Source organism: Pseudomonas rossensis, assembly GCF_039888995.1.
GTDB lineage: Bacteria > Pseudomonadota > Gammaproteobacteria > Pseudomonadales > Pseudomonadaceae > Aquipseudomonas > Aquipseudomonas rossensis.
Genome location: NZ_JBBWCB010000011.1, coordinates 17684 through 38804 on the forward strand (window position 1 = coordinate 17684; position 21121 = coordinate 38804).

At 59.9% G+C, this 21121-nt stretch carries 20 protein-coding genes; 6 read left to right on the top strand and 14 right to left on the bottom strand.

All coding sequences use genetic code 11. The features are described from left to right. Positions 1-124 precede the first annotated feature (124 nt). Entirely contained in the window at positions 125-1051 is a 927-nt protein-coding gene (locus WLY71_RS05320) for a GGDEF domain-containing protein (protein ID WP_347802767.1), read from the top strand. A gap of 48 nt (positions 1052-1099) precedes the next feature. Here the strand turns inward: WLY71_RS05320 and WLY71_RS05325 are convergent, their stop codons facing one another. The 4 genes from WLY71_RS05325 to WLY71_RS05340 all read right to left on the bottom strand — a co-directional run bounded on the left by WLY71_RS05325 (position 1100) and on the right by WLY71_RS05340 (position 5888). Continuing rightward, on the bottom strand, positions 1100-2974 hold the full coding sequence (locus WLY71_RS05325; protein WP_347802768.1) for an MFS transporter: 1875 nt from the start codon (positions 2972-2974) through the stop codon (positions 1100-1102). Between the two features lie 109 nt (positions 2975-3083). Further along, positions 3084-4235 (bottom strand): TDT family transporter, encoded by a 1152-nt coding sequence (locus WLY71_RS05330; RefSeq protein WP_347802769.1) that lies wholly within the window; start codon positions 4233-4235, stop codon positions 3084-3086. A 105-nt stretch (positions 4236-4340) separates the two neighbouring features. Then, the gene (locus WLY71_RS05335) at positions 4341-4652 is read right to left on the bottom strand and encodes a cupin domain-containing protein (protein WP_347802770.1); all 312 of its coding nucleotides are present in this window, start codon (positions 4650-4652) and stop codon (positions 4341-4343) included. Between the two features lie 42 nt (positions 4653-4694). After that, positions 4695-5888, bottom strand: coding sequence for an MFS transporter (locus WLY71_RS05340; RefSeq protein WP_347802771.1), 1194 nt, complete (start codon positions 5886-5888; stop codon positions 4695-4697). Between the two features lie 91 nt (positions 5889-5979). Here WLY71_RS05340 and WLY71_RS05345 point away from each other — a divergent pair, with 91 nt between their 5' ends. Together WLY71_RS05345 and WLY71_RS05350 are read left to right on the top strand one after the other, a co-directional pair. Beyond that, positions 5980-6519: a TetR/AcrR family transcriptional regulator gene (locus tag WLY71_RS05345; RefSeq protein ID WP_129442373.1), complete on the top strand. Its 540-nt coding sequence runs from the start codon at positions 5980-5982 to the stop codon at positions 6517-6519. A gap of 245 nt (positions 6520-6764) precedes the next feature. Then, positions 6765-10241 (top strand): hybrid sensor histidine kinase/response regulator, encoded by a 3477-nt coding sequence (locus tag WLY71_RS05350; RefSeq protein WP_347802772.1) that lies wholly within the window; start codon positions 6765-6767, stop codon positions 10239-10241. Between the two features lie 90 nt (positions 10242-10331). On the opposite strand, the gene WLY71_RS05355 is transcribed toward WLY71_RS05350, so the two are convergent. Together WLY71_RS05355 and WLY71_RS05360 are read right to left on the bottom strand one after the other, a co-directional pair. Further along, positions 10332-11696 (bottom strand): DNA recombination protein RmuC, encoded by a 1365-nt coding sequence (locus tag WLY71_RS05355; protein ID WP_283184536.1) that lies wholly within the window; start codon positions 11694-11696, stop codon positions 10332-10334. Positions 11697-11871: 175 nt separating this feature from the next. After that, entirely contained in the window at positions 11872-12195 is a 324-nt protein-coding gene (locus WLY71_RS05360) for an SEL1-like repeat protein (RefSeq protein WP_080931979.1), read from the bottom strand. 999 nt (positions 12196-13194) lie between these two features. Here WLY71_RS05360 and WLY71_RS05365 point away from each other — a divergent pair. The 3 genes from WLY71_RS05365 (at position 13195) to WLY71_RS05375 (ending at position 15595) form a co-directional block, all read left to right on the top strand. Beyond that, a complete protein-coding gene (locus WLY71_RS05365; RefSeq protein WP_007898912.1) occupies positions 13195-13419 on the top strand; it encodes a hypothetical protein in 225 nt (74 codons plus the stop codon). Between the two features lie 276 nt (positions 13420-13695). After that, positions 13696-14178 (top strand): hypothetical protein, encoded by a 483-nt coding sequence (locus WLY71_RS05370; protein WP_074874727.1) that lies wholly within the window; start codon positions 13696-13698, stop codon positions 14176-14178. Between the two features lie 145 nt (positions 14179-14323). Continuing rightward, a complete protein-coding gene (locus tag WLY71_RS05375; RefSeq protein WP_347802773.1) occupies positions 14324-15595 on the top strand; it encodes an OmpP1/FadL family transporter in 1272 nt (423 codons plus the stop codon). 89 nt (positions 15596-15684) lie between these two features. Here WLY71_RS05375 and WLY71_RS05380 read toward each other — a convergent pair whose 3' ends face one another. The 8 genes from WLY71_RS05380 to cobU are packed head-to-tail and all read right to left on the bottom strand — an operon-like array spanning position 15685 to position 21010. Next, a complete protein-coding gene (locus WLY71_RS05380; RefSeq protein WP_347802774.1) occupies positions 15685-16236 on the bottom strand; it encodes a glutathione peroxidase in 552 nt (183 codons plus the stop codon). A gap of 55 nt (positions 16237-16291) precedes the next feature. Next, positions 16292-16414 carry a hypothetical protein gene (locus tag WLY71_RS05385; RefSeq protein ID WP_347802775.1) on the bottom strand — a complete coding sequence of 41 codons (123 nt, stop codon included), beginning with the start codon at positions 16412-16414 and terminating at the stop codon, positions 16292-16294. After that, positions 16411-17619: an MFS transporter gene (locus WLY71_RS05390; protein ID WP_347802776.1), complete on the bottom strand. Its 1209-nt coding sequence runs from the start codon at positions 17617-17619 to the stop codon at positions 16411-16413. The genes WLY71_RS05385 and WLY71_RS05390 overlap by 4 nt, the downstream gene beginning before the upstream one ends. Before the next feature lie 52 nt (positions 17620-17671). Continuing rightward, complete coding sequence (locus WLY71_RS05395) at positions 17672-18076, bottom strand: MarR family winged helix-turn-helix transcriptional regulator (RefSeq protein WP_033055842.1); 405 nt, start codon at positions 18074-18076, stop codon at positions 17672-17674. 54 nt (positions 18077-18130) lie between these two features. Further along, a complete protein-coding gene (locus WLY71_RS05400) occupies positions 18131-18862 on the bottom strand; it encodes an adenosylcobinamide-GDP ribazoletransferase (protein WP_347802777.1) in 732 nt (243 codons plus the stop codon). A 2-nt stretch (positions 18863-18864) separates the two neighbouring features. Further along, positions 18865-19440: an alpha-ribazole phosphatase family protein gene (gene cobC, locus WLY71_RS05405; protein WP_347802778.1), complete on the bottom strand. Its 576-nt coding sequence runs from the start codon at positions 19438-19440 to the stop codon at positions 18865-18867. Further along, positions 19437-20492 carry a nicotinate-nucleotide--dimethylbenzimidazole phosphoribosyltransferase gene (cobT, locus tag WLY71_RS05410; protein WP_347802779.1) on the bottom strand — a complete coding sequence of 352 codons (1056 nt, stop codon included), beginning with the start codon at positions 20490-20492 and terminating at the stop codon, positions 19437-19439. Before cobT ends, cobC begins: the two co-directional genes overlap by 4 nt. Next, the gene (cobU, locus tag WLY71_RS05415; RefSeq protein WP_347802780.1) at positions 20489-21010 is read right to left on the bottom strand and encodes a bifunctional adenosylcobinamide kinase/adenosylcobinamide-phosphate guanylyltransferase; all 522 of its coding nucleotides are present in this window, start codon (positions 21008-21010) and stop codon (positions 20489-20491) included. The genes cobT and cobU overlap by 4 nt, the downstream gene beginning before the upstream one ends. Positions 21011-21121: the final 111 nt, after the last annotated feature.

A 21121-nucleotide genomic window follows, 5' to 3' on the forward strand; every position in this document is an offset into this window, starting at 1 on the left:
AATTTTTTAAACAACTATCAACCTATTGATTTATAACGCTTTATATTCGACTGAACTGAATGGCACGACTTTCGCTCTAAATTTGCTCAGACACGCAGTGTGAAAGCAATCGGGCGGACGCCATATGAAATCACCTTCCCAGACCAACGCAATTGACTTCGATGTTGCCAAATTGCAACGCCTGGGTCTTGGTCAGCAGCCTCCCCTTCGGGAGCGGCCTGTCAACGTCGCGCAACTGCGCCAGAAGCTGAGCCTGCAGCTGCAAACCAGTCTTGAGCCGCAACGCATTCTCGGGCTCTTCTTTCGTGAAATTCAGCGACTTGTACCGCTCGACACCTTGATCTATCAGCACAAGGCCAGCGACTTGCGCCTGGAGTTCGGCCAGCGCGGCCATCATTCGATCAGCTACAGCCTCAGCCATGAAGGCGAGCACCTGGGTGACTTGGTATTCCGCCGCAATCAGCGGTTCAGTGAACAGGAACAGTGCAACCTTGAGTCGCTGCTGTCCGCATTGATGTATCCGATGCGCAATGCCCTGCTCTACCGCGCCGCCACCCAAAGCGCCTTGCGCGATCCGCTCACGGACACCGGCAACCGCATCGCCATGGATCAGACCCTGCAACGGGAAATCGAGATGGCGCGTCGGCATCTGCAACCCTTGTCGCTGCTGATGCTGGACATCGATCACTTCAAACACATCAACGACAACCACGGACACAGCGCCGGCGATGACGTGCTCAAGGCCGTCGCAGCCTCGATCAAAAGCCAATTGCGCAACGTGGACATGGTTTTCCGGTTTGGTGGCGAGGAGTTCCTGATCCTGCTGTCCAACACGAGTCGTGAGGCGGCAGCCATGGTTGGCGAACGGCTACGATTTGCAGTGCAGGCAGAGGAATACTCGGCCGACGGCCATGCGATCGAGCTGACGGTCAGCCTTGGCTGCTCGACGCTATTGCCCGGCGAGTCTGCCGAGAGCCTGTTGCGACGGGCCGACAGTGCGTTGTATGTGGCCAAGCGCGAGGGACGTAACCGGTTGGCGATGGCGGGCTAACATCCGCCAGAGCGGGCTCGCTGGTGCAGCGGCCCGCAACGAAAGGAATTAGCGCACAGCGCCGCGCAATTCCCCCACCAACCCTTGCAACCGGGCTGGTTCTGCCACTTCAACCGACACCGCAGGCCCTGCCACCAGCGTCACCCGTGACCACAACCGGCGAAACACGCCCTTTTGCGGATCGCGGCTGAAGAAGCTCCCCCACAAACCCTGCAATGCCAACGGAATCACCGGCACCGGCGTCTCTTCGAGAATCCGCTTCAGCCCACCCTTGAACTCGTTGATCTCGCCATCGGCGGTCAATTTGCCCTCAGGGAAAATGCACACCAACTCGCCGTCCTTCAGATACTGAGCAATGCGCGTGAACGCGTTTTCGTAGATCTGAATGTCTTCCTGACGCCCCGCGATCGGAATGGTCCCGGCCGTGCGGAAGATGAAGTTCAGCACTGGCAAGTTGTAGATCTTGTAATACATCACAAAGCGAATCGGCCGACGCACCGCGCCGCCAATCAGCAAGGCATCGACGAAGGACACGTGATTACACACCAGCAACGCCGCGCCTTCATCGGGAATCAGCTGCAGATTGCGATGTTCCACGCGGTACATGGAATGGCTGAGCAGCCAGATCATGAAGCGCATGCTGAACTCGGGGACGATGCTGAAGATGTAGGCGTTGACGCCGATGTTCAGCAGCGACACCACCAGGAACAGCTGCGGGATCGACAGTTTGACCATGCTCAGCAAGACGATCGAGACAATCGCCGAGACCACCATGAACAGCGCGTTGAGAATATTGTTGGCGGCAATCACCCGCGCCCGCTCGTTCTCGGGAGTACGTGACTGAATCAGCGCGTACAGCGGCACGATGTAGAAACCGCCGAATACCCCAAGCCCCAGAATGTCGATCAACACCAGCCAGGCGTGGCCAAAACCCAGGACTTCGATCCAGCCATGGCCGGTAACGCTGTCCGGAATTCCACCGGAATGCCACCACAGCAGCAAACCAAACACCGTCAGACCGAAAGAGCCGAACGGCACCAGACCGATCTCGACTTTGCGGCCGGACAGTTTCTCGCAAAGCATCGAACCGAGCGCGATGCCGACCGAGAACACCGTAAGAATCAGCGTCACCACGGTTTCGTCGCCGTGCATCCACTCCTTGGCATAGGCCGGGATCTGCGTCAGATAAATCGCCCCGACAAACCAGAACCACGAGTTGCCGACAATCGAGCGTGACACCGCTGGCGTCTGCCCCAAGCCCAGTTTCAACGTGGCCCAGGACTGGCTGAAAATGTTCCAGTTCAGACGCATTTCCGGGGAGGCGGCCGCAGCCCGTGGAATGCTGCGGCTGGCCAGATAGCCGAGCACCGCAACACCGATGATCGCCGTGGAGACGATCGGCGCGTAATTACTGGAGGACATCATGATCCCGGCACCGATGGTCCCGGCGAGGATCGCCAGGAAGGTGCCCATTTCCACGAGGCCGTTGCCACCCACCAACTCTTCGTCACGCAAGGCCTGGGGCAGGATCGAGTATTTCACCGGCCCGAACAGCGCCGAGTGCGTGCCCATGGCAAACAGCGCCACCAGCATCAGCCACAGGTGATCGAACATGAAACCGACCGCACCTACCGCCATGATGGCGATTTCCCCGAGCTTGATCAGACGGATCAGCGCGTCCTTGGCGAACTTTTCACCGAACTGCCCGGCCAATGCCGAGAACAGGAAGAACGGCAGGATGAACAGTAGCGCACACAGGTTGACCCAAATCGAGCGGTCGCCGTCGATAGTCAACTTGTAGAGAATGGCGAGAATCAGCGACTGCTTGAAGATGTTGTCGTTGAACGCCCCGAGCGACTGTGTGACGAAGAACGGCAGGAAGCGCCGGGTGCGAAGCAAGGTGAACTGTGAGGGGTGACTCATCTTCCATGTGTCCCTGATTTGCATAAAAGAGTGGGTTGAGAGTGGCGTGGATGCAGTTATTGGAATATCTAACGGCGATCCAGGCCACACATTACCTAAAACTTGCAGGTTATTTCTTTAATCCTGCAATGCACGGCGAGACAAACAACTCGCCCCGCCAGGCGCCCTGCACTGTCCGTTTGGCGACGATCAGCCACATCACCGCCAGCATCACCACCAGCACGCAGCCGAAGGCACTGAAAAACGTCAGGTTCAAGGTGCTGGCCAGTTTCAACGTCGCCAGGGAATAGACGCCCAACGGGAAGGTGAAACCCCACCAGCCGAGATTGAACGGAATACCGATGCGCAGGTAACGCAGGGTGATGAGCACCGCGATCAACATCCACCACAGACCAAAACCCCATAGGGTGATCCCGGCCACCAACCCCAGCCCGGCGGCGATTTCACCGATGCCCGCCAGACCGTTGGCCGCAAAGATCGCCGGCGCGTCCGCGCCCAGCAGCAACATGCCCAGCGCCCCGGTGCCGATCGGGCCGAGCGCGAGCCAGCTGGAGGCGGCCATGTTTTCATGGGGCAATTTATGCAGCGCCATGCGCAGCAACAGAATGGTCAGAATGCTGAACGCCACCGGTAAGGAAAATGCCCAAAGCACGTAGCTGGTCACCAGCACCACCAGTTGCGAATGGGCATCGGCCAGGTGCGGCGCCAACAGACCACCGCTGGCGGCCGCCACTTCCGCCGCCACCACCGGCAACAGCCAGACGGCAGTCATCTGGTCGATGCTGTGTTCCTGACGGGTAAACATCATGTAGGGAATCAGCACGCCGCATGCCAGAGACATCGCCACATCCAGCCACCACAGCACCTCGGCGACATGAATCACGCCCTCGCCCCAACGCGGCAAACCGAACAAGAGAACGCCATTAATGATGGTCGCCAGGCCCATGGGGATGGTGCCAAAAAACATCGAGACCGTGGAGTGGCCGAAAATCCGACGCGCCTCATCAAAAAACAGTACCCAACGCGTCGCGTATACCGCAGTGAACAAAACGAACAGGACGATATTGAACAGCCAAAGGGCTTCGGCAATCACGTGCAAACCGGGACTTGCGGCAGGCAGCTGCGCCAGCGCCAACGCCAGCACACCGGTGCCCATGGTGGCGGCGAACCAGTTAGGCGTGAACTGGCGGATGACTTCACGCGGGTGCTGCAAATGACTGAAGGGTTTGAAACCGGCTGGGGCGGTGTTGGGGCATGTCATGGTGAACTCCTGTCCTCTGTTGAGGTGGAGCTCATGGTAGATCCGAATCGAATATCGATATAACGGGTAATATCTCTAACTGTTATCTGTTTTGCAGATATAGCGTCAGACGCTGCCTTCAGTCTCGATCACCAGGATTCTCGCCGCACCCTGCGGATGGGCAACGTGTTCGGTACCGACGTCGGCATAGAAGATATCTCCTACACCCAACATCACTTCTTTCTCCTGACCTGCTTCGCGATAGCGCATCTGCACTTGACCATCCAGCACCACGAACACTTCTTGCCCATCATTGATGTGCCATTTATAGGGCTGATCGGTCCAGTGCAAACGCGTGGTGATGCCGTTCATGTTGGCGATATCCAAAGCGCCCCAGGCTCGGTCAGCGGTGAAGGATTTGCTGCGGATGATTTTCATGCGTCGGTCCGTCGAAAGGTATGGCGGTGCCAAGGCTAGCGGTCATCGAACATCGACGCCACATACTTTCAAGGACTGCTGACGCATCAACGCGAACAAAGCGCCGACCGAGAGAATAATCAGCACCGCGCCGTAACCATCGGTGGTGGCCACCAGCCCGAAGGTCCGGGTCAAGTTTCCGGCCAGCAACGACGGCAAGCAGAACGCCAGATAACTGAGCACATAGTAAGCCGACATCAACCCCGCCCGTTCATGGGGCAAGGCCAGCGGCACGACGCTGCGCAGCGCACCGAGGAAACCGGCACCGAAACCGCCACCGGCCAACAGCGTCCCGATGAAAAACAGTGTCAGGCTGGCGCTATGCACCGCCATCAGAATCAGCGCGACGCCGGCGGGCAGCAGGCTGCCGCCTAATCGCAAAACCTTGTCGGCCGGCCGATCACGCAGGGTGTAGATCATCAACGCGCCGGTCACCGTCAACACCGCCACCGTCGCACCGCCAATCAGATTTGAGGTCGATCCGGTGGCCGTGCGCACCAGAGACGGCGCCAAAGAAGCGTAAAAACCACCGAGCGCCCAGACCGCGATGTTGATCGGCAGCACCAGCCACAACGCACGCCGCGCCTGGATCGGCACATGCAGGGTCGGGCGCAGCGAGGCCCAGGCTCCCGGCTGGGGACTGACGCTTTCCGGCAAACGCCAGACGTACAGCGCTTGCATCACGAACAGCGCGAACAACACCCAATAGGTCAATTGCAACGGCAGTGGTGCGAACTGGGCCAACAAGCCGCAGCCCATGGCACCCGCCGCCATGCCCAGCAACGGCGCGACACTGTTGACCAGCGAACCTTGCTGGCGATCGGTGTCCAACAGCGACGCGCTCAATACGGCAGTGGCCATCCCTGTAGCAAAACCTTGAAGCACTCGCGCACTGATCAACCAGGCGACACTGTCTGCATTGATAAACAGCAGCATCGCCAGCATGTTCAACATCACAGCGGTGAAGATCACCGGTTTGCGCCCCAGGTAATCCGAGAGCGAACCGACCGTGAGCAATGCCGCCAGCAAGCTGATGGCGTACACGCCGAAAATCAGGGTCAGGGTCGCTGCCGAGAACTGCAGGTGTTCCTGGTACAAGTGATACAACGGCGTCGGCGCGGTGGAAGCGGCAAGAAAACTGAGTAAGGTGATCGCCAGGAACCACAGGCTTGAACGATTAGACGTTGAACTGGACATGAATACACTCCGTAAAAGCTAAATTTTTGCTTTTGCGGAGTGTGCGACTGGCTGACGCTTAAAGCAAATTCTTTGTGTTAAGGTCCGATGCATGGCTATTAAAGAAGGTTTACGCCCCGGCGGACGCAGCGCCCGGGTGCAAGAGTCGGTTCACTCGGCAGTCCGCGATCTCCTCGAAGAGCAGGACCGCGCCACCGTGACCGTCCCGCAAATCGCCGCGCGAGCCGGCGTCACGCCGTCGACCATCTACCGGCGCTGGGGCGATTTGTCGGTGTTGTTGGCGGACGTCGCCCTCGCCCGCATGCGCCCCGAGAGCGAGCCGGCCAATACCGGCAGCCTGCGCGGTGACGTGCGCGCCTGGGCCGAGCAGTATCTGGACGAGATGAGCTCCGAGCCCGGCCGCAACATCTTGCGCGACGTGCAATGCAGCACCACACCAGCCCTCTGCGCGACGATCATTGGTGGGCAGCTGCAGACGATTCTGGATCGTTACCCCGATCAGCCGAAGCCGAACGTCGATCGGCTGATCAACATGGTGGCGGCGCCGACGGTGTTTCGTATCCTCTTTTCAGCGGCGCCGCTGGAGGTTGAGGAGCTGCATCGGTTGATCGAGATTGCGCTGAGTCAGTGATACCGCCATCGCGAGCAAGCTCGCTCCCACAGGGATTTGTGAACGACGCAGACCCAATGTGGGAGCGAGCTTGCTCCGGGCGGCGTTCCGACGATGAGGCCTGCACAAACACCAAAGATCCAACTGGCACGCACCCTGCGACACCCCGCCGCGCCGCGACCTTGGTCGACACTGACTAACCCCTGCCATCGTGCGAGACTGTCTGTCCGGGCGGGAGTCCCGGGTGTATTTTGTCTGGAGTTCCCATGTCGCTGTCCAGCGGGCTGATCGCCGCCGTCGCCCTGGCCTATATGGCCATCTTGTTCGCCATCGCCTTCTACGGCGACCGTCGCAGCACACCGTTGCCGCCGCGAGTGCGCGCTTGGGTGTACAGCCTGTCGCTGGCCGTCTATTGCACCAGCTGGACCTTCTTTGGCGCCGTGGGCCAGGCCGCCGAACAGCTCTGGTCTTTCCTGCCGATCTACCTCGGGCCGATCCTGCTGCTGGTGTGCGCGCCGTGGGTCCTGCAAAAAATGGTGATGATCAGCAAGCAGGAGAACATCACCTCCATTGCCGACTTCATCGCCGCGCGTTATGGCAAATCCCAGTCGCTGGCCGTGGTGGTGGCGCTGATCTGCCTGGTCGGCGTGTTGCCCTACATCGCGCTGCAACTCAAGGGCATCGTGCTCGGGGTGAACTTGCTGATCGGCGCCGGTGCCGACGCCATGGGCACTCGCGCCCAGGACACGGCGCTGATCGTGTCGCTGGTGCTGGCGCTGTTCACCATCGTCTTCGGTACCCGCAACCTCGACGCCACGGAACACCACCGCGGCATGGTGCTGGCGATTGCGTTCGAATCGCTGGTCAAGCTGTTCGCTTTTCTCGCGGTCGGCGCGTTCGTGACCTACGGCCTGTACGACGGTTTCGAGGACCTGTTCGACCAGGCCATGCTCGCCCCACGTCTGGAAGAATACTGGAAGGAAACCATCAACTGGCCATCGATGGTGGTGCAGACCGGTGTGGCGATGATGGCAATCATCTGCTTGCCCCGGCAGTTCCACGTGACCGTGGTGGAAAACATCGACCCTCAGGATCTACGTCTGGCCAAATGGGTGTTTCCAGCCTATCTGGCGCTGGCGGCGCTGTTCGTCGTTCCTATCGCCCTCGCCGGTCAGATGCTGCTGCCGAGCTCGGTACTGCCGGACTCTTTTGTTATCAGTCTGCCGCTGGCCCAATCCCATCCTGCCCTGGCGATGCTGGCGTTTATCGGTGGCGCCTCGGCGGCGACCGGCATGGTGATTGTCGCCAGCGTGGCGTTGTCTACCATGGTCTCCAACGACATGCTGTTGCCATGGTTGCTGAGGCGCAACAACGCCGAGCGGCCGTTCGAAGTGTTCCGCCAGTGGATGCTCTCGGTGCGCCGAGTGAGCATTGTGGTGATTCTGCTGCTGGCCTACGTCAGTTATCGCCTGCTCGGCTCGACGGCGAGCCTGGCGACCATCGGCCAGATCGCCTTCGCCGCCGTGACCCAACTGGCACCGGCCATGCTCGGCGCCCTGTACTGGAAACAGGCCAATCGTCGCGGTGTTTTCGCCGGTCTCGCCGCCGGGACGTTCCTGTGGTTCTATACCTTGATCCTGCCGATTGCCGCCAACAGCCTCGGCTTGTCGTTGAGCAGTTTCCCTGGCCTGGCCTGGTTACACAGCAACCCGTTGCACCTGCCGATTACCCCGCTGACCCAAGGCGTGGTGCTGTCTCTTGCGGGCAACTTCACGCTGTTCGCCTGGGTGTCGGTGCTGTCGCGTACGAGGGTTTCGGAACATTGGCAGGCGGGTCGCTTCATCGGTCAGGAAATCAGCGCCCGCCCCAGCGCCCGTTCGATGCTGTCGGTGCAGATCGACGATTTGTTGCAGCTGGCCGCACGCTTCGTCGGCGAAGAACGCGCCCGTCAGAGTTTTATCCGCTTCGCCTACCGTCAGGGCAAAGGCTTCAACCCGAACCAGAACGCCGACGGTGAATGGATCGCCCACACTGAACGCTTGCTGGCCGGTGTGCTGGGTGCTTCTTCGACCCGGGCGGTGGTAAAAGCCGCCATCGAAGGCAGGGAAATGCAACTCGAGGACGTCGTCCGAATCGCCGACGAAGCCTCGGAAGTGCTGCAATTCAACCGCGCGCTGCTGCAAGGCGCGATCGAGAACATCACCCAAGGCATCAGTGTGGTCGACCAGTCGCTGAAACTGGTGGCCTGGAACCGGCGCTACCTGGAGCTGTTCAACTACCCGGATGGACTGATCAGGCTTGGCCGCCCGATTGCCGACATCATTCGCTACAACGCCGAGCGCGGCCTGTGCGGCCCCGGCGAAGCCGAAGTGCACGTCGCCCGCCGCTTGCACTGGATGCGTCAGGGCCGCGCCCACACATCTGAAAGACTTTTCCCAAATGGCCGTGTGATCGAGCTGATCGGCAACCCGATGCCGGGCGGCGGTTTTGTCATGAGTTTCACCGACATCACCGCGTTCCGTGAGGCTGAGCAAGCGCTGACCGAAGCCAACGAGGGCTTGGAGCGACGGGTCACCGAGCGGACCCACGAACTGTCGCAACTCAACGTCGCCCTGACCGAAGCCAAGGGCACCGCGGAGTCGGCCAACCAGTCGAAAACCCGTTTCCTGGCGGCGGTCAGCCACGACTTGATGCAACCGTTGAACGCTGCGCGACTGTTCTCGGCCGCCCTTTCCCACCAAGACGACGGCTTATCCGGCGAGGCGCAGAAACTGGTCCATCACTTGGACAGTTCACTGCGCTCAGCCGAAGATTTGATCAGCGACCTGCTGGACATTTCCCGCCTGGAGAACGGCAAGATCAATCCTGATCCCAAGCCTTTTGTGCTCAATGAACTGTTCGACATCCTCGGTGCCGAGTTCAAGGCGCTGGCCCGCGACCAGGGGCTGAAATTCCGTGTCAGGGGCAGTACGTTGCGCGTCGACAGCGACATCAAACTGCTGCGACGAATCCTGCAGAACTTCCTGACCAATGCCTTCCGCTATGCCAAAGGCCCGGTGCTGCTAGGGGTTCGCCGACGCAAGGGCGAGCTGTGTCTGGAAGTCTGGGACCGTGGTCCGGGCATTCCGGTGGATAAACAGCAGGTCATTTTCGAAGAATTCAAACGCCTCGACAGCCACCAGACGCGTGCTGAGAAAGGCCTGGGGCTGGGCCTGGCGATCGCCGACGGGTTGTGTCGCGTGCTGGGTCATACCTTGCGCGTACGCTCCTGGCCGGGGCGCGGCAGCGTGTTCAGTGTCAGTGTGCCGTTGGCTCGGGCGCAGTCCGCGACCCCGACCCCGACCAAGGTCGCCGAACTCAATGGCAAATTGCTGAGCGGCGCGCAGGTACTGTGCATCGACAACGAAGACAGCATCCTGATCGGCATGAACAGTTTGCTCACGCGCTGGGGTTGTCAGGTCTGGACCGCGCGCAACCGCGATGAATGCGCGGCGCTGCTCAGCGACGGGATGCGACCTCAATTGGCCTTGGTGGATTACCACCTGGACGATGGCGAGACCGGGACCGAACTGATGGCATGGCTGCGAACCCGTTTGGGTGAGCCAGTGCCAGGGGTAGTGATCAGCGCCGATGGGCGACCGGAGACGGTGGCCCAGGTGCATGCGGCGGGGCTGGACTACCTGGCTAAACCGGTGAAACCGGCGGCGTTGCGGGCGTTGCTGAGCCGGCATTTGCCGCTGTAACGTCAAAATCAAAAGATCGCAGCCTTCGGCAGCTCCTACACGGAATTACGTACACCTGTAGGAGCTGCCGCAGGCTGCGATCTTTTGATGTTATTCAGGCAACTCGGCCAAACCATCGACATCCGTCATCGCCCGTTCCAGCAAGTCTGCCGGCAGGCTCTTGCTCGCCCGCGCGCCAAGCAATTTGAGCTGCTCGCTACGACTAACCAGATTGCCGCGGCCCTCCGTCAGCTTATTGCGCGCAGAGCTGTAGGCTTTGTCCAATTGTTGTAAGCGATTGCCGACTTCATCCAGATCCTGGATGAACAACACGAACTTGTCGTACAGCCACCCGGCCCGCTCGGCGATTTCCCGGGCGTTCTGGCTCTGGCGTTCCTGCTTCCACAGGCTGTCGATGACACGCAGGGTCGCCAGCAACGTGGTCGGGCTGACGATCACGATGTTGCGGTCGAAGGCCTCTTGGAACAGCGTCGGCTCAGCCTGCAATGCGGCGGAAAACGCCGCTTCGATCGGTACGAAAAGCAGGACGAAATCCAGGCTGTGCAAACCGTCGAGACGCTTGTAATCCTTGCCGGCCAGCCCTTTGACGTGAGTGCGCAGGGACAGCACGTGCTGTTTGATGGCGATCTGGCCGATGGCATCGTCTTCGGCCGCGACGTATTGCTGATAGGCCGTGAGGCTGACCTTGGAGTCGACCACCACCTGTTTGTCGCCCGGCAGATAAATGATCACGTCCGGCTGGAAACGCTCACCGTCCGGGCCCTTGAGGTTGACCTGGGTCTGGTACTCGCGCCCCTTCTCCAGGCCCGCGTGTTCAAGCACTCGCTCAAGAATCAGCTCGCCCCAGTTACCTTGGGTTTTTTGCCCTTTCAAGGCGCGGGTCAGGTTGGTGGCTTCGTCGCTCAGGCGCAGGTTCAGCTGTTGCAGCCGCTCCAGTTCCTTGGCCAGGGAAAAACGTTCGCGGGCTTCTGCCTGATAACTTTCTTCGACGCGTTTTTCGAAGGACTGGATGCGTTCCTTCAACGGATCGAGCAACTGACCGAGGCGTTGTTGGCTGGTTTCGGCAAAGCGCTGCTCGCGCTCGTCGAAGATCTTGCCAGCCAGCTCCGCGAACTGCGCTCGCAGCTCGTCTCGCGAGCCCTGCAGGTCGTTAAGGCGCTGCTGATGGCTTTCCTGCTGCTCACGTAGCTCGGCGTTGAGCGAAGCGGCCTGGGCGTCCAGACGACGCAACTCAGCCTCTTTGCCGGCGCGTTCCAGATTCCAGGCGTGGGCGGCATCGCGGGCGTCGTCACGTTCGATCTGCAGCAGTTCGACTTCACGGCGCACAGCGGCCAGGTCTGCTTGTTTGGCGGCGTTGGCCTGGCCCAGATCACCCATTTCATCGCGACAGGCTTCGAGTTGCGCGTTCAATCCATCCTGAGCCAGATGGGCCGTGGCCAGACGCTCTTCCAGCAGTGCAACTTCTGAATGTGTGGCGCTCGCTCGCCGCTGAAGTTGCCAGGCCAGTACCAGTAACGGCAGCGCAGCGCCCGCCAGACCGAGCAATGCGCTGGTCAAGTCCATAGCCATAGCCACTCCTGCCAATGAAATAAAGCTTGAAGGTTAACCAAGGCGTCAGGTCTTGGACAGCTCAGTCTTCGATCAGCCCAAGTTCTTGCTGGGCGCGCCGATCCCCTGCCCGCGCGGCCGAACGCAGAAGGTCCTGACCGATACGGCGATCCCGGGCATTCCCGCATTCACGGCACATCAGTTGACCGAGTCGGCTTTGCGCGGCCACGACCCCTTCACGGGCTGGCTGCTTGAGCAAACGTCCGGCGAAGTGTTTGACGTTGGGGTTTTCGCCCAGACGCGGGCTGTCCAGCAGCCACTCAGCCACACGCATCGAAAAGCGCTTGGGCGGGGTTACGCTGGGAGGTGTGGAGGTTGCAGAGACTGATACTGAGCGAAACTTCATAAAGCACTGTGGGGCAGATCGGAAGGCGCGCCACTCTACTCTTTTTTTCTTACAGGTAAAGCCTAAAAAAACCCAGTACGACCGTCCTAGAGCAAGCGCTCGGGACAATCCACAGAAGCTGTGGATAACTCAGTGGACAACCGCCCTTGAACTCTCGCAAAGCCCTATGGAATGGGGCCCGCAGTCAAACTGACGATTTTTTCACCAGCAAAAAAAAGCGATGTTTTTCATTGACTTAAATTTTGGTTACAGGCACCCACTGCGTTTGAAGGGAAGATGACAGCGGCGTGACACCCTCCGTGACTTATGTGCACAAGTATCTTCGAGGCAGTTATATCGATGCGCTTTTTCGGCGCATTTTTCGCCTGCACCTGGGGATAAACCTTGGCAAACCCATGATCCAGGCTGGTCCTGGCCCGATGAGCCGTGACTACCAATAGTCGGAATTTGTGCTATTACAGGGCAAGTCTGCGGGTCATGGCTTTTTCCGAGCGCCAATCCGGGCGTTGAATGAGGGGCATCCAGAGAACTTTTTTGCTAACACACTTCCCTTCAGCAATTCAATCCGTTAGTATCCGCGGCGTTAGTACCAAGCTGAAAGTCAATTCTGGTCGAACAAATCCCCCCGGTCAGCCTTCCCAAAGGAAGTCTCCACCGACAAGGCGGGATCGACCACCTCGATGGTTTCCAGGTAAACCTTGCGTCAACACAGCCTTTGAATCGAAAGCAAAGGGTGTTGCGAAGCTCACTTACTCTGACCGAACCAACCTGCAAATTGATCAGGATCTTCACCCTGGGCCCAGAACCTTTGCCCTTGATGTGTTGCCTGCCCTCCTAAGTACCTACCTGCCAGCCCAAGCGCGCCAATTTATCAGCGCTTCAAACTGGCTGCTTTGTTCCAGTCGGGTTCTTCGTTCGACCAATGGTGGTCGTCGTCACTGGAACGTTTTAACTTTGCACGGTTCTTATCCGTGTCGCTTGTAGGAACACCCAATGACTATGTCTACTCAAATCCACACCCAGGATGCCATTCGCACCCTAACCAATGCTTTTGCACCAATGAACTGCCTGATCATGGCTGCTCGCAAAGGCTGCTTCAGCTTCACTCTGGTCAACGAACACGGCATCGCTCGTCACAGCGAACGCCTGTACCCCGATCAATACTCCAGCGCCGAGCCGCTGCAGGCCGTGATCGAGCGTACCCGTCAGGCACTGGTTGCCTGATACGCCAGAAAGACTGAAAACCTCAAAAGCCTCGCTCAAAAAGCGGGGCTTTTTATTGCCCGATATTTCTCTTTTCGCTGCCACCGCCTAAGCACAAACCGATATAACGGTTATAACTCCCAGCCGGAAATATTTTAAAAACAGGCCTTTACGGCGCGAATATGACACTACACTTCAACTCAAGCGGCTTGAGCCGCTTCCGGCGAGCCTGAGTCGATTCACCCGCTGCCAAGGCCCCTTCAGGTATCGCCGACCATTTCATGTTTCGAGGGCTTTATGGGTATCGCTGCCAGCGAACTGTGCCGTTATGTGATCCGTCCGACATTGATTTATCTCGGGCGCCATAGCGCAACTGCCGAATCCCTGCTGCTGGGCGTCGCCGCCAGCCAGTCAGCCCTTGGTACTGCCCTGCATGACCGCCGAGGACACGGCCTGTACCGAATCGCCGAACCCCGCCATCAAGCACTTTGGGACCACTACCTGGCACTTGATCCGGAACGCGCAAGCCTGGTTCGCGGCCTGGCCAGCCAACATGCGTTCCTGAGTGGTCCGCACCTCGAATTGACCGTCAACCTGCGTTACGCCACAGCCATCGCCTGGCTGCTGGTAGAAGAACAGAACACCCCCCTCCCCGAAGCAGACGACCTACTGGGAATGGCCCGCATCTGGCGCCAGACCTTCCAGCCTCAAGGACGCCTGAGAGACTTCACCTGCGCCTGGCAAACCTGTGTCTCACCGCTGAATCAGGTCGCCTGCTGATCTGCTGTTTCCACAAGATCGCGCAACTGCTGCGATTTTGGTCGGATTGTCCTACAAAACCGCTCTAAATCAAGCCTCACAGCCTATAGCGCTGGGACGAAAATGTTGGTAATTTTCGCCCCGGTGATCACCAGGAGTTCTAATAATGAAAAAAGTAATGCTCAAAACCACCCTTAGCCTCGCCGTTGCCTTGGCATCCACCCAGATCTTCGCAAGTGGCTTTGCCCTCAACGAACAAAGCATCAGCGGGATGGGGACAGGTTTTGCCGGGCGATCTTCATCTGCCGACGACGCATCCACAGTTTTTGGTAACCCTGCCGGCATGTCTCGCCTCAAGCGCGAACAAGTGACCGGTGGTGTTGCATTTATCGACGCGCACACTGATATCAGTGATGCGAGCTCCAGTCCGAATAGTGGTACCAACAAAGGTGACATGGTCCCTTTCATGGGCGTCCCCATGGGCTACTACGTAAAGCCAATCGATGACCAGTGGGCAGTCGGTTTCGGCGTCTACGCTCCATTCGGCCTGGTGACCGACTACGAGAACGGCTTCGCCGGCAAATACTTCGGCAGCAAGAGCGAAGTCAAAATCGTGACTCTCCAGCCAACCGTCAGCTACGCCTTCAACGACAAGGTGTCGATCGGTTTCGGTCCGACCATCAACCGCATTGACGGCACCCTGGAATCGAATCTGTCGCTGAACCCTCGCGCAGCAGACGGTACCGTCAAGATCAAGGGTGACGACACCGCGCTGGGTTACAACATCGGCATCATGGTTCAAGCCCTCGAAAGCACTCGCCTCGGCCTGACCTATCACTCGAAAGTGAAGTACAAGCTCGAAGGTGACACCAAGGTCAACTACGGCGTGCTCGCGGCGCTGGGCCAGAACCCGAACCAGAAGTTCGACGCTTCGCTGGACATCACCACGCCTGAGTCGGTGGACTTCTCGGTCACTCACCAGCTGAACGATCAGTGGACCCTCTACGCAGGCAGCACCTGGACTCGCTGGAGCCGCCTGAAAGAAATCTCCGTCGAGAACGAAGGCGTTCCTGCCGCCCTGGCCGCACGCGGCTTTGGCACTATCACCGAAGAGCAGAACTGGCACGACACCTGGGCTCACGCCATCGGTGCTTCGTACCAGCTGAACAAGCAGTGGGTGCTGCGTACCGGCCTGTCGGTTGACCAGTCGCCGACCAACAACGAAAACCGCTCTCCACGCATCCCGACTGGCGATCGCAAGATTTTCAGCCTGGGCGCCGGCTGGAGCCCGACCGACGACCTGACCATCGACGTAGCGTACTCGTACCTGCGCGAAGAGTCGGTCAAGGTCAACAACAACAACGGCCGTCAGAACTACAGCGCCGAGTATGAAAACTATGCGAACGGTTTCGGTGTTGGCGCGACCTACCGCTTCTGATGATTCACGGCGAGCTTGAACCACTCGCCGCCTGAATTGAAAAAGCCCCGCCCTCTTGTACAGAGGCGGGGCTTTTTAACGGGTGTCGATCAGGGTTGCGAGGCCAGGGCTTTCTCCACCGCAGCGATGAACTCGGGATCGTCAGGCGTGGTCAGGCTGGAGAAATTGGCGATCACCTTGCCCTTGCGATCGACCACATATTTGTAGAAATTCCACTTAGGCGCGGTGCTCTGCTTGGCGATGATCTTGAACAAATGCGTCGCGTCATCACCGCGGACTTTCTGCGGTTCAGTCATGGTGAACGTCACACCGTAGTTCACGTAGCAGACCTTGGCAGTCTCTTCGCCATCCTTGGACTCTTGCTTGAAGTCATTGGACGGAACACCGATCACCTCCAGCCCCTGATCCTTGTAACGCTGATTCAGCGCCTCAAGGCTTTTGAACTGCGGGGCGAAACCACAGAAGCTCGCGGTATTGACCACCACCAGCGGTTTGCCGGCGAAGCGCTGGCACAGGTCGATGGATTCCTTGGCGCGTAACTTGGGCAACGAGCCTTGCAAAAGGTCCGGGCACTCGGCCGCTTGAGCCAATCCACTAAACGCTACCAGTAACGCGGAAACTGCGAGCCAGCGCATCATCATGTCGGTGCATCCTAGAGAAATCGTCAATAACGAAGTTACTCGCCCTCACATCCTGCTAGCAAGCACCCATGCCCAGTTGCATCAACGCCAGCCCGCCCTGATGCCAGCCCCACCACGACAGGGTCAGCAGCAAGGCGCATACAGCGACGACAGCGATCCGCGGCCAGAGGCTGTTCATATCGCACTCATCTGTGTTTGCAGGCGCGCCACCGGCCGCTCACGCACCGGCCAGTTCAGGGCGGCGGCCAACAGACTCAAGAGAATCGCTACCTGCCAGATCAAGTCATAGCTCCCGGTTCGGTCGTACACCACCCCGCCCAACCAGCCGCCGAGGAACGATCCGAGCTGGTGAAACAGGAAAACAATCCCACCGAGCATGGACAGATTTCGTACGCCGAACAAGGTCGCGACGGTGCCGTTGGTCAAGGGCACCGTCGACAGCCACAGGAAGCCCATCGCCATGCCGAACAGGTACGCGGTGGTCGTCGTGACGGGCGCCCACAGGAACAGCCCGATCACCACCGCCCGCAGCAAATACAGGCCGGTGAGCAAACGTGGCTTGGACATCCGCCCGCCGAGCCAGCCTGCCGTGTAGGTACCGAAAATATTGAACAGCCCGATCAGCGCCAGCACCGTCGTGCCGACGCTCGCCGGGAGGTGCTGATCCACCAGATAAGCCGGCAAGTGCACGCCGATGAATACCACCTGGAAACCACAGACAAAAAAACCGAATGCCAGCAGCCAGAATCCCGAATGGGAACAGGCCTCGCGCAGGGCTTCGGACAGTGTTTGCTCATGACCGAACACCGGTAGCGGCTTGTCCTTGAGCATGCTCACCAACGGCACGATCAGCGCCACCAACAGGCCCAACACCAGCAATGCCGCGGACCAGCCGAGCCAGCCGATCAACCCCAGCGTACCGGGCAACATGGCGAATTGACCGAAAGAGCCGGCTGCGCTGGCAATGCCCATGCCCATGCTGCGTTTCTCTGGCGGCACCGCGCGACCGACCACGCCAAGGATCACCGAGAACGAAGTGCCCGACAGGCCGATACCGATCAACAGGCCGGCACTCAGGGACAAGGTCACGGCGGAATCCGACAGGCCCATCAACACCAGGCCCAATGCATACAAGACACCGCCGATCAGCACCACTTTCGCGGCGCCAAAGCGGTCGGCCAGCGCGCCGGTGAATGGCTGCGCCAAGCCCCAGATCAGGTTCTGCAAGGCAATGGCGAAGGCAAACGTCTCACGCCCCCAGCCGAATTCGGCACTCATTGGCGCCAGAAACAGCCCGAAGCCGTGTCTGACGCCCAAGGACAACGCGAGAATCAGCGTACTCCCCAACAAAACCCAACCGCACGTACGCCACATCGAGGTCATTCTTATTCTCCGGTAGCGGGTATATACCCGCTTAAGATCGGAAAAACCGGCATCACGCCAGTTCGTCCAGCAGTCGCAGCAAGGTTTCGCGTTTCTCGGCACCCAGACGGTCAATCAACCGCTGTTGCGCCGCTTCCCAAGCCGGCAAGGCCGCTTTCAGGCGTTCAACACCCGCCTCGGTGAGCATGACGATGCGATTGCGCATGTCTTCGCCCTCGACCAGCATCAGCAGGCCTTCGCCTTCCAGCACCCGCAAATTGCGCCCCAAGGTGCTGCGATCCAGCCCCATGGCCTCGGCCAACGTGGAAATACTCGGTTTATCCAGACGCTGCAGATTACACAGCAGAGAATACTGGGCAACGTTGATCCCGAAGCCGTCGAGAGCGCCGTCGTAGTGCCTGCTGACGCCACGGGCGGCGCGACGCAGGTTGATGCATAAACATTGGGAATCGAGCATGGTGCGTGTATATACCCGCGGTTGTGTTAAATCAAGTTACATGATGTGGGAAGTTCAGGAGATCGCCAATCCCACCAGCACCGCGACCTCAAGGATTTCCAGCAACGCCCCCGCCGTATCGCCCGTCGTGCCGCCCAATCGGCGCAGCATCACTTGCCGCAACCAGACAAACACCAGCGCCGCCAGCACGACTGCCAACACGCCGCTGAGACCGGCAATCAAAACGCAAGCCAACGCACTCACCGCCAACACCTGCTTGCCCGCCAAACGCGGCAGATGATCGGCCAGCGCTTGCCCCAAGCCACCGGCACGCACATAAGGCGTGGTCAGGAACAAGCCCAGCATTGCGCTGCGTCCAATCAACGGAACAATGATCAGGACAACGGCGTGTTGCTGCTCGATCAATGCCAGCAACGCGGCGAATTTGAGCAGCAACACCAGCACCAGCGTCACCACCGCGATCGGCCCGCTGCGCGGGTCCTTCATGATCGTCAGCGTGCGCTCGCGATCGCCGAACCCACCGAGCCACGCATCGGCGCTGTCGGCCAGGCCGTCCAGGTGCAACGCGCCGCTGAGCCATACCCAAACCGTCAGCAACAGCGCTGCATGAAGCAACAACGGAGTGCCGAGCAACAGCCAGTTGAACGCCCACAAAATCCCGCCAAACAGCAGGCCGACCAGCGGATAAAACAGCAGCGATCGCCCCAATTCCTGTGGCGCCGGCATGCCCGGCAGACGAATCGGCAGACTGCTCAAAAATTGCAGGGCGATCCAGAACGGCAACATGGTCAGCTCGCTTCCCTTAACAACACGCCGGATTCGACCGACAGCGAAAACAACGCGCCATGCCCGACTTCGACGTTGAGCAACTGCTCACGAGGCAATCCCCGCGCCTGAGCCAGCAACAAGCGCATGACCCCGCCGTGACTGATCAGCAACACCCGCTCGCCGGCGTAGGCAGCCTGCAAGCGCTCAACAGCTGCCAACACCCGCGTCGCAAAATCCACCACCGGCTCACCCTGAGGCGGCGTAAACGAATAAGGGTCGGCCCAGAACAATCCCAACGCCTCGGCATCGGTGTCCATCAGCGCGGCGGCGCTCTGCCCTTCCCAGGCGCCGAAGTGCAGCTCTTGCAGGTCTTTATCCAATTGCACCGGCAAACCCAGCTGTGCGCTGAGTTCTTCGGCGAACCGCGCACACCGCCGCAACGGCGAGCTGACCAAACGATCCCAAGGCCCCTGCTCGACCACCGCCGCGCGCATCTGCGCCCAGCCCTTTTCGGTCAGCGCATCGTCGAGGCTGCCGCGCAAACCGCCACCGAGTTCGGTTTCCCCGTGGCGCAACAGGTCCAGGTGCAAGGTCATGCCGGACGGTCCGCCACAGCGGCCTCGGCGAAGGTCGCCATCTGCCCGTGAAGGTCGCAGGCCAGACGCAGCAACGGCACGGCCAACGCAGCGCCACTGCCCTCGCCCAGACGCAGGCCGAGGTCCAGCAGCGGTTCGGCGTTCAGGGTTTCCAGTACATGACGATGGCCCGGCTCGGCGCCGCGATGACCGAACAACAACCACTGACGGCATTCAGGATTCAAGCGCACCGCGACCAATGCCGCGACGCTGCAAATAAAACCGTCCACCAGCACCGCGATGCCTTCCTGGGCACACGCCAGATACGCGCCGACCAGTGCCGCGATTTCAAAACCGCCGAGGTTGAACAGGGTTTGCAACGCATCGCCACGCTGAGCGCTGTGCAATGCCAAAGCGCGCTCGATAACCTGGGCTTTATGACTGACACCCGCCGCGTTCAAACCCGTGCCCGGCCCGGCCAGATGCACCACCGGGCAATCGAGCAAGGCACAGGCCAACGCGCTGGCCGCGGTGGTGTTGCCAATGCCCATCTCACCACCGATAAACAACTGCGCACCCGCCACGATGGCGCGCTGCACGCTGTCGCGGCCGGCCTGCAAAGCAAGTTCGCCTTGAGCCGGCGTCATCGCCGCCCCTTCGACGAAATTCGCCGTGCCCGGACCGATGTTCAAGTGACGCACACCCGGTAAATTCAACGACGGCGTCACCGTGCCGAGGTCGACGACTTCCAGGGAGGCCCCGAGTTGCCGCGCCAACACGCTGATCGCCGCCCCACCACTGACGAAGTTGAGCAGCATCTGCCCGGTGACTTCCTGGGGAAACGCCGACACTCCTTCGGCGACCACTCCATGGTCACCGGCAAAAATCGCGATCCACAGCTGATCCAGTCTCGGCTTGACCTGCCCCTGCATCCCGGCCAATTGCACGGCCACCGACTCAAGCCGACCGAGGGAGCCGGCCGGTTTGGTCAGCTGCTGTTGACGGGCCTGCGCCTGCTCGACCGCTTGAACATCGATCGGTTTGCACGGGTTAAGCCACCAGGATTGAGTCATAACGCAGTTCCTTTCAAAGTCAGGGGCAGGCCGGCGACGGTCAGGACGACGCGCTGACAGCGTTCAGCCAAAGCTTGATGCAACCAACCGGCTTCATCGACATAGCGGCGAGTCAATTCGCCCAGCGGCACGACACCCATTCCGGTCTCGTTGCTGACAAAAATGATTTCACCCGGCAACGACGCCAGGCAGTCCAGCAGCGCATCACGCTCGGCCGACAGCCGCTCGGCGTCGTCGAGCATCAGCAGGTTGGTCAGCCACAGGGTCAGGCAATCCACCAGCAGGCAACGTTCGGCACTGGCGGTTTCGCGCAGGATGCGGGCGAGCTCCACCGGCTCCTCGATCAACGCCCATTCGGCTGGACGACGGGCGCGGTGATGGGCCACCCGCTCGTTCATTTCACCGTCGAGGGGTTGGCTGGTGGCGATGTACGTCACTGCCAGAGCGCTGTCGGAGGCGAGTTTTTCGGCCAGGCGACTTTTGCCGGATCGGGCGCCGCCGAGGATCAGTTGCAGCATGGTTCATTCCTTCAAATTGGCGGTGTGGCGACGGGCCTCATCGCGAGCAAGCTCGCTCCCACAGGTGATCGCATTCCAATGTGGGAGCGAGCTTGGTCCGGGCGGCGTTCC